This is a genomic window from Pseudomonas sp. S44, from assembly GCF_016624805.1.
Taxonomy (GTDB): Bacteria; Pseudomonadota; Gammaproteobacteria; order Pseudomonadales; family Pseudomonadaceae; genus Aquipseudomonas; species Aquipseudomonas machongensis.
The window spans coordinates 1-11,988 of sequence record NZ_JACVTY010000059.1 but is presented as its reverse complement, the minus strand read 5'-3'; the positions used below and the strand labels follow the sequence as shown (position 1 = coordinate 11,988).

General features: G+C 67.7%; 11 protein-coding genes. All 11 read left to right on the top strand.

The genetic code is table 11. From position 1 onward, the window contains the following. Nucleotides 1-140: 140 nt before the first annotated feature. The 11 genes from tssA to IAE40_RS25385 all read left to right on the top strand — a co-directional run bounded on the left by tssA (nt 141) and on the right by IAE40_RS25385 (nt 11,831). The gene (tssA, locus tag IAE40_RS25435) at nt 141-1,157 is read left to right on the top strand and encodes a type VI secretion system protein TssA (protein ID WP_200604059.1); all 1,017 of its coding nucleotides are present in this window, start codon (nt 141-143) and stop codon (nt 1,155-1,157) included. Between the two features lie 37 nt (nt 1,158-1,194). Continuing rightward, complete coding sequence (gene tssB / locus IAE40_RS25430; RefSeq protein WP_054895420.1) at nt 1,195-1,704, top strand: type VI secretion system contractile sheath small subunit; 510 nt, start codon at nt 1,195-1,197, stop codon at nt 1,702-1,704. A gap of 91 nt (nt 1,705-1,795) precedes the next feature. Beyond that, on the top strand, nt 1,796-3,292 hold the full coding sequence (tssC, locus tag IAE40_RS25425) for a type VI secretion system contractile sheath large subunit (RefSeq protein WP_063545520.1): 1,497 nt from the start codon (nt 1,796-1,798) through the stop codon (nt 3,290-3,292). Nucleotides 3,293-3,342: 50 nt separating this feature from the next. Then, nucleotides 3,343-3,825, top strand: coding sequence for a type VI secretion system tube protein Hcp (locus IAE40_RS25420; protein ID WP_054895422.1), 483 nt, complete (start codon nt 3,343-3,345; stop codon nt 3,823-3,825). Nucleotides 3,826-3,922: 97 nt separating this feature from the next. After that, nucleotides 3,923-4,441, top strand: coding sequence for a type VI secretion system baseplate subunit TssE (gene tssE / locus IAE40_RS25415; RefSeq protein WP_197893322.1), 519 nt, complete (start codon nt 3,923-3,925; stop codon nt 4,439-4,441). After that, nucleotides 4,438-6,312 carry a type VI secretion system baseplate subunit TssF gene (tssF, locus tag IAE40_RS25410; protein WP_153773455.1) on the top strand — a complete coding sequence of 625 codons (1,875 nt, stop codon included), beginning with the start codon at nt 4,438-4,440 and terminating at the stop codon, nt 6,310-6,312. Before tssE ends, tssF begins: the two co-directional genes overlap by 4 nt. Further along, nucleotides 6,297-7,340 carry a type VI secretion system baseplate subunit TssG gene (tssG, locus tag IAE40_RS25405; protein WP_234465249.1) on the top strand — a complete coding sequence of 348 codons (1,044 nt, stop codon included), beginning with the start codon at nt 6,297-6,299 and terminating at the stop codon, nt 7,338-7,340. Before tssF ends, tssG begins: the two co-directional genes overlap by 16 nt. Next, nucleotides 7,333-9,978 carry a type VI secretion system ATPase TssH gene (tssH, locus tag IAE40_RS25400; RefSeq protein ID WP_200604057.1) on the top strand — a complete coding sequence of 882 codons (2,646 nt, stop codon included), beginning with the start codon at nt 7,333-7,335 and terminating at the stop codon, nt 9,976-9,978. The genes tssG and tssH overlap by 8 nt, the downstream gene beginning before the upstream one ends. Further along, nucleotides 9,975-10,580, top strand: coding sequence for a ribosome-inactivating family protein (locus tag IAE40_RS25395; RefSeq protein ID WP_153773452.1), 606 nt, complete (start codon nt 9,975-9,977; stop codon nt 10,578-10,580). Before tssH ends, IAE40_RS25395 begins: the two co-directional genes overlap by 4 nt. A 17-nt stretch (nt 10,581-10,597) precedes the next feature. Continuing rightward, nucleotides 10,598-11,203: a hypothetical protein gene (locus IAE40_RS25390; RefSeq protein WP_200604056.1), complete on the top strand. Its 606-nt coding sequence runs from the start codon at nt 10,598-10,600 to the stop codon at nt 11,201-11,203. A 31-nt stretch (nt 11,204-11,234) separates the two neighbouring features. Next, complete coding sequence (locus IAE40_RS25385; RefSeq protein WP_197893318.1) at nt 11,235-11,831, top strand: hypothetical protein; 597 nt, start codon at nt 11,235-11,237, stop codon at nt 11,829-11,831. Nucleotides 11,832-11,988 lie beyond the last annotated feature (157 nt).

Genomic DNA, 11,988 nt, shown 5'->3' with positions numbered 1-11,988 from the left:
TCCCCCCGGGGGGGCCCCCCCCCCCCACCCCCCGCGATAGGGCCATCACAGCCCCAAAAAAATAATTTCCCACCCCCCGGAATAATCCCCAGCCCCCACCTGTTATCCCCTCAGAACACGCATTCCGATGGGGTCCTTCGATGTACCTTAACCATTTGGCCGAACCGCTGACCGCCGACGCCCCCTGTGGCGAAAGCCTGGAATACGATGCCGACTACCTGGCCCTCGAGGAAGAGGTCCAGGGCAAGCCGGAAGTCGAATATGGCAGCACCCTGACCCAAGCCACCGCCGCCGACTGGAAGCGCGTGCACCGCCTGTCCCTGGCCCTGGCCGAGCGCAGCCGAGACCTGCGTCTGGCCGCGCACCTGACCCGCGCCGAGCTCAACCTCAACGGCTTCCCTGGTCTGGCCGCAGGCCTGGCACTGATCGAAACCCTGCTTGCCGACCAGTGGGCCCACCTGCACCCGCAACTGGACCCGGAAGACGACCACGACCCGCAACTGCGCGTGAACACCCTGGCCAGCCTCTGTGAAACCGCCGGCCTGCTGCACGACCTGCGCACCACGCCGCTGGTCGATCTCGCGCCGCTGGGTAGCGTCAGCCTGCGCGACATCGACCTGGCCAACGGTGAAGCCAGTGCCACGTCCGATTCGCAAAGCCCGTCCCTGGCCATGATCGAGGCCGTCTTCCAACAAGCCGCCCCCGAGCACCTCGCCGACACCCTGGCCACCCTGGAGCATGCCTGGCACAGCAGCCAACGCATCGAGGCGCTGCTGACCGAGCACGTCGGTTTCACCAGCGCCATCGACCTCAGCGCGTTGTCCACGACGCTGCGCCGCGCTGCCGAGGTCCTGCGCCAGCGACTGCCCGCCACGCCCATCGACACCGCGCAGGCCGCCACCCCACAGGCCCGCGCCACCGGGGCCAGCCCGCGTGGCGAGATCGCCAGCCGCGAGGACGTGCGCCAGACCCTTGACCGGTTGTGCGCCTACTTCGCCGTACACGAACCCGGCAGCCCGGTGCCGCTGCTGTTGCAGCGTGCCCGCAAACTGCTGGATCTGAACTTCATCGAATTGCTGCAAGACCTGGCCCCCGATGGCCTGGCGCAGATGGCCATGGTCAGTGGCGTGCGCGACGACCCGCGCAGCGACGACTGATCGATACACCCCGTTAACCCAGCACAGGAGCAGTCCCGTGGCAGAAAACAGCCAGAAGTTCATCGCCCGCAACCGCGCCCCACGGGTGCAGATCGAATACGACGTGGAGATCTACGGCGCCGAGAAGACCGTGCAATTGCCCTTCGTCATGGGCGTGTTCTCCGACCTTTCCGGCAAGCCTGCCGAGCCGCTGCCGCCGGTGGCCGAGCGCAAGTTCCTGGAGGTCGACGTCGACAACTTCGACGAGCGCCTCAAGTCGATGAAACCGCGCGTGGCCTTCCAGGTGCCCAACACCCTTACCGGCGAGGGCAACCTGCCAGTGGAGATCACCTTCGAGAACATGGACGACTTCAGCCCCGGCGCCGTGGCGCGCAAGGTGCCGTCGCTGGATGCACTGCTCACCGCACGCAACCAGCTGTCCAACCTGCTGACCTACATGGACGGCAAGGTCGGCGCCGAGGAACTGCTCGCCCGCGTGCTCGCCGACCCTGCGCTGTTGCAGGCCCTGGGCAGTGCCCCGAAGCCGACTGCCGACAGCAGCGACTGACCCCAACCCCCTGATCGAACCCTGACACCCGGCTGGGCCTTCGCGGCACCGGCAGGTAGACCCTTTTGCCCAAAAAACGAGGGATGCTGCAATGTCCACCCCACAAGCCCATGAGGCAACGGCCCCCGCAGCGGCCCGCGAAGTCGACCTCGATGACTTCGCCAGCCTCTTGCAAAAAGAGTTCAAGCCCAAGACCGACAAGGCCCGCGACGCCGTCGAGAACGCCGTGCGCACCCTGGCCGAGCAGGCCCTGCAAGGCACCCGGCTGATCACCGGCGACGTGCTTGGCACCGTCGAAGGCATGATCGCCGAGCTCGACCGCAAGCTCTCCGAGCAGATCAACCACATCCTCCATCACGAGGAATTCCAGGGCGTGGAAAGCGCCTGGCGCGGCTTGCACTACCTGGTGAACAACACCGAGTCGGACGAGTCGCTGAAGATCCGCGTGATGAACATCTCCAAGGCCGAAGTGCATCGCACCCTGCGCAAGTTCAAGGGCGTGGCCTGGGACCAGAGCCCGATCTTCAAGAAGCTCTACGAAGAGGAATACGGCCAGTTCGGCGGCGAGCCATACGGCGCGTTCGTTGCCGACTACTACTTCAACAACAGCGCCCCGGACGTCGAGCTGCTGAGCCAGATGGCCAAGGTCAGCGCCGCCGCCCACTGCCCGCTGATCACCGCCGCCGACCCCAGCGTGATGCTGATGGAGTCCTGGCAGGAACTGGCCAACCCGCGCGACCTGACCAAGATCTTCCAGACCCCCGAGCACGCCGCCTGGCGCAGCTTCCGCGCCTCGGAAGACTCGCGCTACGTGGGCCTGGCCATGCCGCGCTTCCTCGCCCGCGCGCCCTACGGCGCCAAGACCAACCCGGTGGAAGACTTCGACTTCGAGGAAACCACCGACGGCGTCGGCAGCAAGGATTTCACCTGGGCCAACGCCGCCTACGCCATGGCGGTGAACATCAACCGCTCGTTCAAGCACTACGGCTGGTGTTCGCAGATCCGCGGCATCGAGTCCGGTGGCGCGGTCGAAGGGCTGCCGGTGCACACCTTCCCGACCGACGATGGCGGCGTGGACATGACCTGCCCGACCGAAATCGCCATCAGCGACCGTCGTGAAGCAGAACTGGCCAAGAACGGCTTCATGCCCCTGGTGCACAAGAAGAACAGCAACCTGGCGGCCTTCATCGGCGCGCAGTCGATGCACAAGCCCGCCGAGTACGACGACCCCGACGCCACCGCCAACGCCAACCTGGCCGCGCGCCTGCCGTACCTGTTCGCCACCTGCCGCTTCGCCCACTACTTGAAGTGCATCGTGCGCGACAAGATCGGCTCGTTCAAGGAACGCGCCGACATGCAGGTGTGGCTGAACAACTGGATCGGCCGCTACGTCGAGCACAACCCGGCCACCGCCACCGAATCGGACAAGGCGCGCAAACCGCTGGCCGGCGCCGAGGTGGTGGTCGAGGAGGTCGAGGGCAACCCCGGCTACTACCACTCCAAGTTCTACCTGCGCCCGCACTACCAGCTCGAAGGGCTGACCGTGTCGCTGCGCCTGGTTTCCAAGCTGCCGTCGGCCAAGACCTGACGCCGCGCGTTCCCCAGCACCCTCACTGACCCACCGAAAAGGTACAGACCATGATCCTGCTCAACTTCAACGGCAAGAAAATCAAAGGCACCTCGACCGTCTCCGGCCACGCCGACTGGATCACCATCGACGCCCTGCAGATGGGCGTCGGCCGCGCCATCTCCACCAGCGGCGGCGGCGCCGACCGCGACACCAGCAACCCGTCGTTCTCGGAGATTTCCCTGACCAAGGCCACCGACCTGGCGTCCGCCGACCTGTTCATGGAAGCGGTGTGCGGCAAGAGCCTGGGCAAGGCCGAGATCCACTTCATCCAGACCGGCGGCGCCGAGAAGAAAGAGCAGGTGTTCCTCAAGCTCGAACTCGAGGAGGCGATCATCAGCTCCTACTCGGCCAGCAGCAACGGCGAGCGCCCGAGCGAAACCTTCTCGATCAACTTCACCAAGATCAGCTACCAGTACGACTCCTTCAGCGGCGAGAAGATCACCACCGGCACGCCGAAGAAGTGGGACCTGGAAGCCAACGCCAAGATCTGACCTGGCCCCGTGGCCGGCCGGTGCTCAGGTGCCGGCCCGGCCCTCCGACCTGGAGTGTCGCCCATGACCCCCTTCATCTTGCCCGGCGCTGTCGATCATGGCTGAGCTGACCAGCAGTGAGCGTCTGCAACCCTCGCTGCTCGACCGCCTGAGCGACGACGCCCGCGACCAGTCGCACGAGCCCCGCGAGCAGCGCGTGCTGTCGATGCGCGCGCTGCGCAAGGCGGTGCTGCGCGACCTCGGCTGGCTGCTCAACGGCACCAGCCTGGGCAGTGTGCAGGACCTCACCGCCTACCCGCTGGCGGCGCGCTCGGTGCTGAACTTCGGCCTGCCCGACCTGTCCGGCAAGACCGCCACCGGCCTTGATCCGCAGGCCCTGGCGCGGCGCATCGAGCAGGTGATCGTCGATTTCGAGCCGCGCATCCTGCCCGCCAGCGTGCGCGTCACGCCACTGGCCCGGGACCGCGAACAGGCCAGCCCCAACCAGGTGGCGTTCGAGATCCACGGTGAGCTGTGGGGCCAGCCGCTGCCCGAGCGCCTGTACCTGAAGACCGAACTGGACCTGGAGGCGGGCGATGTGAAGCTCTACGACATCGACGCCGGAGGTGTGCGATGAACCCCAAGCTGCTGCGTTACTACGAGCGCGAACTCCAGCACCTGCGCGAGATGGGCGGTGAGTTCGCCCGCGATTTCCCCAAGGTCGCCGGGCGTCTGGGGCTGGAAAGCCACGCCTGCGCCGACCCTTACGTCGAGCGCCTGCTGGAGGGCTTCAGCTTCCTCGCGGCGCGGGTGCAACTGAAGATCGACGCCGAATTTCCACGCTTCACCAATCACCTGCTGGAGCTGGTCTACCCCCACTACCTGGCACCCACGCCAGCCACGGCCTTGGTGCAACTGCAACCGGACCTCGCCGAAGGCAGCCTGGCCGCAGGCTTCACCGTACCGCGCGGCACGGCGCTGCACAGCCTGTTGGGCAAGGGCGACCAGACCGCCTGCGAATTCCGCACCGCGCATGACGTCACCCTGTGGCCGATCGAGCTCACCGAGGCCCGTTACTTCGCCTGCTCCGGGCAGGTCGGCGGTGTCGAGCTGGCGCGCCTGGGCCCGGTCAAGGCAGCGCTGCGCCTGCGCCTGAAAGTCGGCGCCGGGCTGACCTTCGACAAGCTCGCCCTCGAGCGTTTGATGCTGCACCTGCGCGGCACCGAAGGGCTGGCCGGGCGCATCCAGGAGCAACTGCTGGCCCAGGCCGCCGGGGTGCTGGTGCAGCCGGTGCAGGCCGACAACCGCTGGCACGCCTTCATCGACGCCTCGGCGCTGCGCGCCCAGGGCTTTGACGACGACCAGGCCCTGCTGCCGGTGGCGCCGCGCACCTTCCAGGGCTACCGGCTGCTGCAGGAATACTTCGCCTTGCCGCAGCGCTTCCAGTTCGTCGAACTGGGCGGACTGGGCCCGGCGGTGCAGCGTTGCGACGTCAGTGAACTGGATGTGACGGTGCTGTTCAAGACCTTCGTGCCAGCGCTCGAAAGCAGCGTGTCCGCCACGCAGTTCGCGCTGCACTGCACCCCGGCGATCAACCTGTTCCCCAAACGCGCCGACCGCGTGCACCTGTCCGACCAGCAGGTCGATTACCACGTGGTGCCCGACCGCACCCGGCCGATGGATTTCGAGATCCATCAGGTCACCGGCGTCACCGGCCACGGCAGTGGTGCCGAGGCCGAGCAGCGCTTCGAGTCGTTCTACCGCGCCAACGACCTGCACGATCCTCGCCAGGGCGCCTGGTACCAGGTGCGCCGCGACACCCGCGTGCTCAGCGCCCAGCAGCGTCGCCAGGGGCCGCGCTCCAGCTACATCGGCAGCGAGATCTTCCTGACCCTGGTCGACGCCCACGAGGCGCCGTACCGCAGCGACCTGCGCCAGCTGGGCGTCGACACCCTGTGCAGCAACCGCGACCTGGTGCTGAGCATGCCGGTGGGCGTGGGCAAGACCGACTTCACCGTCGAGTCCGGCGCGCCGGTGCAGGCGGTGCGTTGCGTGGCCGGGCCGACCGCGCCGCGAGCCTCGTTCGCCGAGGGCGAAACCGCCTGGCGGCTGGTCAGCCACCTGTCGCTGAACTACCTGTCGCTGCTCGACCAGGACCCGGAGCAGGGCGCCAGCGCCTTGCGCGACCTGCTGCGGCTGTACTGCGGCGTCAGCGATACGCCGGTGCACAAGCAGGTCGACGGGCTGCGCTCGGTGAGCGCGCGGTCGATCGTGCGACGCTTGCCGATCCCAGGCCCGATCACCCATGGCCGTGGTTTGCAGGTGTGCGTCACGGTCGACGAGAGCGCCTTCGAAGGCGCCAGCCTGTTCGTCTTCGGCGCGGTGCTGGAGCAGTTCTTCGCCAAGTACGTTGCGCTCAACAGCTTTACCGAAACCCAGCTGCACAGCACTACGCGCGGCTTGATCATGCAGTGGCCGGCGAGGGTAGGGCGATGCGAGATCCTCTAGCGCTGTTGCAGCGGCTCGCGCAGAAACCGGCGTCGTTCGACTTCTACGCCGCCCTGCGCCAGCTCGAATGCGCCTTCGCCGACCGCCCACGGATCGGCCAGGCCAGCCGCCCGGCCGACGAGCCGCTGCGCTTCGGCCAGCAGCCGTCGCTGGCCTTCGAACCGGCGATGCTGGCGGGCCTGCAGGCGGGCGAGGGGCACCAGGCGCCGCGCCTTCTGCTCAATGGCTTCGGCGCACTGGGCGCCAACGGGCCACTGCCGCTGCACCTGACCGAATACGTACGCGACCGCCAGCGCAATGTCGACGACCCGACCCTGGCGCGCTTCCTCGATATCTTCCACCACCGCCTGATCAGCCTGTTCTACCGCGCCTGGGCCAGTGCCCAGCCAGCGGTCAGCCTCGATCGCCCCGGCGCCGACCGCTTCTCCGACTACGTGGCCTCGCTGATCGGCCTGGGCATGCCCTCGCTGCAAGGCCGCGATGCCGTGCCGCAACTGGCCAAGCAGCACCATGCCGGGCGCCTGGCGCCGCACATGCGCAATGCCGGTGGCCTGGCCGCGCTGCTCAGCGACGACCTCGGCGTGCCGGTGCAGGTGGAGCAGTTCGTCGGCCACTGGATGACCCTGCCGGCCGATGACCTGTGCGCCTTGCGCAGCGGGCCGAGCGCCGAGCGCCTGGGCGTGGGCACGGTGCTCGGGCGCAAGGTGTGGAACGCCCAGGGCAAGTTCCGCCTGCGGGTCGGCCCGCTGAGCATGGCCCAAGTGCGCCGCCTGCTGCCGGGCCAGCCCGGCCTGCGTCGGCTGACCGACTGGGTGCGCCAGTACGCGGGCCTGGCGCTGGACTGGGACGTCAACCTGATCGTCGCCCGCCAGCACCTGCCCGGCACCCGCCTGGGCCGGGATGCCCGGCTTGGCTGGAGCAGTTGGCTGAGCAGCGCACCACCGAGCGAAGACGACCGCCAGTTGCTCATCAACCCGCGCCTTACCCCTTCCGTTTCCCCCTCATCGCAAGGATCAGATCATGGCTGAGATCAGTCGAGTGGCCCTGTTCGGCAAACTCAACGGCCTGTGCTACCGGGCCATCGAAAGCAGCACGGTGTTCTGCAAGCTGCGTGGCAACCCCTACGTGGAGCTGGCGCACTGGCTGCACCAGTTGCTGCAGGCGCAGGACAGCGACCTGGTGCGCATCTTGCGCCACTACAGCCTCGACCTGGCGCGCCTGGCCGCCGACCTGACCACGGCGCTGGACGGCCTGCCGCGTGGCTCCACCTCGATCACCGACCTGTCGTCGCAACTCGAAGACACGGTCGAGCGCGCCTGGGTGCATGCCACGCTGATGTTCGGCGAGGCCCAGGTGCGCTCCGGGCACCTGCTGGTCGGCCTGCTCAAGGACCGCGCCCTGCGCAATGCGGTGCTGGCGTTGTCCGCCGAGTTCGCCAAAGTGCGCGTCGACGACCTGACCGAGTGCTTCGCCACCTTGCTGGCCGACTCACCCGAGGCCAACCAGACGGCCAGCGACGGTTTCCAACTGGCACCGGGGGAAAGCTCCGGCGCGCTGCCCAGCGCCGGCCCGAATGGCCAGGAGGCGCTGGCGCGCTTCACCGTCGACCTCACCGGGCAGGCGCGCAGCGGCACGCTGGACCCGATCGTCGGGCGTGACGACGAGATCCGCCAGGTCATCGACATCCTCATGCGCCGCCGGCAGAACAACCCGTTGCTGGTCGGCGAGGCCGGGGTCGGCAAGACCGCCGTGGTCGAAGGCCTGGCCCAGCGCATCGTGCGCGGTGACGTGCCGCCAGCGCTGCGCACGGTGCGCCTGCTGGTGCTCGACGTCGGCCTGCTGCAGGCCGGGGCGAGCATGAAGGGCGAGTTCGAGCAGCGCCTGCGCGCGGTGATCGACGAAGTGCAGGCCAGCGTCACGCCGGTGATCCTGTTCATCGACGAAACCCACACCCTGGTCGGCGCTGGCGGTGCGGCGGGCACCGGCGATGCGGCCAACCTGCTCAAGCCCGCGCTGGCCCGTGGCACGCTGCGCACGATCGGCGCGACCACCTTCGCCGAGTACAAGAAGTACATCGAGAAAGACCCCGCGTTGACCCGGCGCTTCCAGACCGTGCAGGTCGACGAACCCGACGAGGCCCGGGCGCTGCTGATGCTGCGCGGCATCGCCGAGAGCATGGCACGCTACCACCAGGTTCAGATTCTCGACACTGCGCTGGCTGCGGCGGTGCGCCTGTCGCACCGCTACATCCCCGCGCGCCAACTGCCGGACAAGGCCATCAGCCTGCTCGACACCGCCTGCGCGCGGGTTGCCATCAGCCTGCACGCCACCCCGGCGGCGGTGGACGACAGCCGTCGCCGACTCGAAGCGCTGGACACCGAGCAGGCGATCATCGCCCGCGAGCGCGCGCTGGGAGTGGACACCGACGCGCGCCAGGCGGCCCTCGACGCGCAGCGCACCCGCGAGCGCGAGCGGCTCGATGGCCTGGAGGCGTCCTGGGCCAGCGAGCAGGAACAGGTGGCGGCGATCGTCGAACTGCGCGGGCAACTGGGCGGCGAGGGCGCGAGCGACGACGCCTTGGTTGAGCTGCGCAGCCGCCAGCAAGCGCTGGCCGAGGCCCAGGGCGAGACGCCGTTGATCCTGCTCACCGTCGACGAGCAAGCGGTGGCCGCCGTGGTGCAGGACTGGACCGGCATTCCGGTCGGACGCATGGTGCGCAACGAGATCGACAACGTGCTCAACCTGGCCAGCAGCCTGTCGCGCCGCATCATCGGCCAGCCGCATGCCCTGGAAGCCATCGCCCGGCGTATCCAGACCGCGCGCGCCGGGCTCGACAACCCAGGCAAGCCGGTGGGCGTGTTCCTGCTCGCCGGCACCTCCGGGGTGGGCAAGACCGAGACCGCCCTGGCCCTGGCCGAGGCGCTGTATGGCGGTGAGCACAACCTGGTGACCATCAACATGAGCGAGTACCAGGAAGCGCACACGGTCTCCAGCCTCAAGGGCGCGCCACCCGGCTACGTCGGCTACGGCGAGGGCGGCGTGCTGACCGAGGCGGTGCGGCGCAAGCCCTACAGCGTGGTGCTGTTGGACGAGATCGAGAAGGCCCACCCCGATGTGCACGAGCTGTTCTTCCAGGTGTTCGACAAAGGCTGGATGGAGGACGGCGAGGGCAGGGTGATCGACTTCAGGAACACCCTGATCCTGCTCACCACCAACGTCGGCACCGAGACCATCAGCCACCTGTGCCAGCGACCGGAGCGGGTGCCGGACCCGGAAACCATCGCCCGCGCCCTGCGCGAGCCGCTGCTGCAAGTCTTCCCGCCCGCGCTGCTCGGGCGGGTGGTGACCATCCCGTATTACCCGCTGAGCGACGCCATGCTCGCCAGCATCATCCGCCTGCAACTGGTCCGCATCGAGCGGCGCCTGGCCGAGCGCCACGGCGTGCCGTTCAGCTGCGACGAGGCAGTGGTAGCGCTGATCGCCAGCCGCTGCACGGAGCTCGAGAGCGGCGGGCGGATGATCGACGCGATCCTCACCCACTCGGTACTGCCCGCCATCAGCCGCGAATTCCTCGAACGGATGCTGCGCGGCGAAGCAGTCACCCGCGTGCACCTGGGCGTGCGCGACGGCGCCTTCGACTACACCTACGACGAGGAAGCGGCATGATCATCACCATGCACCTGTACACCGGCCTGTTCGTCTACGGCGACGCCATCGCCCAGATGCGCACCTTGCTGGCCATGCCCAAGGGGCGCGAAGGGTTCTTTCGCATCGACCTGATCCTGAAGCCAGGCGAGGGCGTGGCGGCGAGCCTGCTGATGTCGCGCAAGTCCCTGTACATCGATGCCTTCCTCGGCGCCGATGGCACCTGGTACCACTTCGCCGATTCCGAGCCGCCGTTCGCCCCGAAGCTGGGCGTGGGCGGCAACAACAATCGTCTGCGCAAGATTGACCTGAAGGGCACTCATTCGGCCTTGCGCACCAACACCACGGCCACCACCTACTCGGCCTTCACCCGCATGGACCTGGTAGCGCTGCGCCAATACAGCGGCGGCGGCTACGACCACCTCAGGCTGCCGCTGTCGTTCGCCGTGGTGGCCTGCGCCGAAGCGGTGCGCTTCAAGGAAACCGAGCTGCGTATCGAACGCCTGCTGGCCAGCGAGCACGACGCCTACAAGCCGCTGAGCGACTGGCAGACATTGTTCAAGGACTGGGAAAAGCTCACCGAGGTGCAAAGCGCCAAGGTGTGGGTGCGCCACGCAGGCTGACAGGGGAGACAACGAGCATGTCCGAGCGCGACGGCAAGAAAAGCAGCTACGAGTTCATCAAGGCCTTGGAAGAGGCGGCCGACCCTGATTGCGTCAAGGCCTGCAATCAAGGGCCGATCCTCGACCTGTACCGCATCGATTTTCGCTACCTGCCGGTGGACGCGCGCATCAAGCAGTTGATGCGCACCTTGATGCAATCGGCGGCGCCCTACGATTGCAGTGCCATCGCCACCTCGATCGGCGACGACACGCTGGGGGCGATGCGCCAGATCCATTCCAACACCCCCTGCTACCTGCCGCAGTTGACGGCGCAGCAGCCGGCCTCGGCACGCGGGCAGCTGTACCACACCTACGCGCAGGCCAACAAACACCACTCGGCCGACCGCGGCGGCGGCAACTGTGCCACTGGCTACGTCGAGTACACCGCGGGCGACCTGGACGCCTACGGCTGGGGCGGCAACCGCTTTCGCATTGTCTTCGACTACCTCAACGCGCGGCTGTACTTCGCGCCGCTGCACTACGCCTCGTGGCGTTTCAGCGGCAGTCAGCTGGAGACCGTCGACAAGCCGGCGGCGTTCTCTGGCCATCCGAACCCGTTCTTCTGGATTACCGACATCAAGTGAACCCAGGCCTGCCGGCCTTCGAGAGCCTTCCATGAACAAGAAACAAGATTTCGCATTTTCCTGTGGCGCGGCATCGCTGTTGTGCGCGGCGGCGGAGCTGGGCGTGACCACCCTGCCGAACACCGGCGCGCGCAGCACCGGCCAGGCCTTGCAGGCCAACTATTTCTGCGAGGCGGCGCTGTACCAGATCACCTCGGGGTCCGTGACGGGCGGGCGGCTGGACAAGGAGCAGGCCGACCTGAGCAAGCTGGGCTATTCCTTCCCGCACAACGTGGCCATCGCTGCCCGCGAGTTGGGATTGGATGTGAAGATCTACATGAGCGGGATGATCGCCAGCGCGTTGTCGACCTTCTACCCCGATGCCGAGACCAAGTGCGTGCGGGCGGGCTTCCCGATCATCCATTCCGAGCCACCGGCCCTGGCGGCCAACCGGCGGGCGCTGAAAATCGTGATGACCTTCGGCATCGGCCTGCACTACGTGATGCAGCGCCCGGACGGCACCTACATGGACCCGGGTGACGGCAAGGACTTCGCCGACTTCAAGCAGATGAACCTGTGGAGCAAGTGCTACAACGCCACCGGCATCACCCTGGTGCTGGAGCGGCTGGTGTCTACCGCCGCGGCCTGATCGCGTCGCCTGGCACGGGCTACGCCCGTGATCGCGCGGCAAGTCGGATCGCCGCACCGCCGCCCACATGTACAGCGCCGTTCTCAGGGACAGCGCCATCCTTGTGGGAGCGGCGGTGCGGCGATCCGACTTGTCCCGCGATAGGGCCATCCGCAGC

Excerpts from the sequence above, each read along its gene's own strand:
- IAE40_RS25390 (WP_200604056.1), top strand. The coding sequence starts at position 10,598 with ATGTCCGAGCGCGACGGCAAGAAAAGCAGCTACGAGTTCATCAAGGCC.
- tssC (WP_063545520.1), top strand. The coding sequence starts at position 1,796 with ATGTCCACCCCACAAGCCCATGAGGCAACGGCCCCCGCAGCGGCCCGC.
- tssE (WP_197893322.1), top strand. The coding sequence starts at position 3,923 with ATGGCTGAGCTGACCAGCAGTGAGCGTCTGCAACCCTCGCTGCTCGAC.
- tssF (WP_153773455.1), top strand. The coding sequence starts at position 4,438 with ATGAACCCCAAGCTGCTGCGTTACTACGAGCGCGAACTCCAGCACCTG.
- tssG (WP_234465249.1), top strand. The coding sequence starts at position 6,297 with ATGCGAGATCCTCTAGCGCTGTTGCAGCGGCTCGCGCAGAAACCGGCG.
- tssA (WP_200604059.1), top strand. The coding sequence starts at position 141 with ATGTACCTTAACCATTTGGCCGAACCGCTGACCGCCGACGCCCCCTGT.
- IAE40_RS25385 (WP_197893318.1), top strand. The coding sequence starts at position 11,235 with ATGAACAAGAAACAAGATTTCGCATTTTCCTGTGGCGCGGCATCGCTG.
- tssH (WP_200604057.1), top strand. The coding sequence starts at position 7,333 with ATGGCTGAGATCAGTCGAGTGGCCCTGTTCGGCAAACTCAACGGCCTG.
- IAE40_RS25420 (WP_054895422.1), top strand. The coding sequence starts at position 3,343 with ATGATCCTGCTCAACTTCAACGGCAAGAAAATCAAAGGCACCTCGACC.
- IAE40_RS25395 (WP_153773452.1), top strand. The coding sequence starts at position 9,975 with ATGATCATCACCATGCACCTGTACACCGGCCTGTTCGTCTACGGCGAC.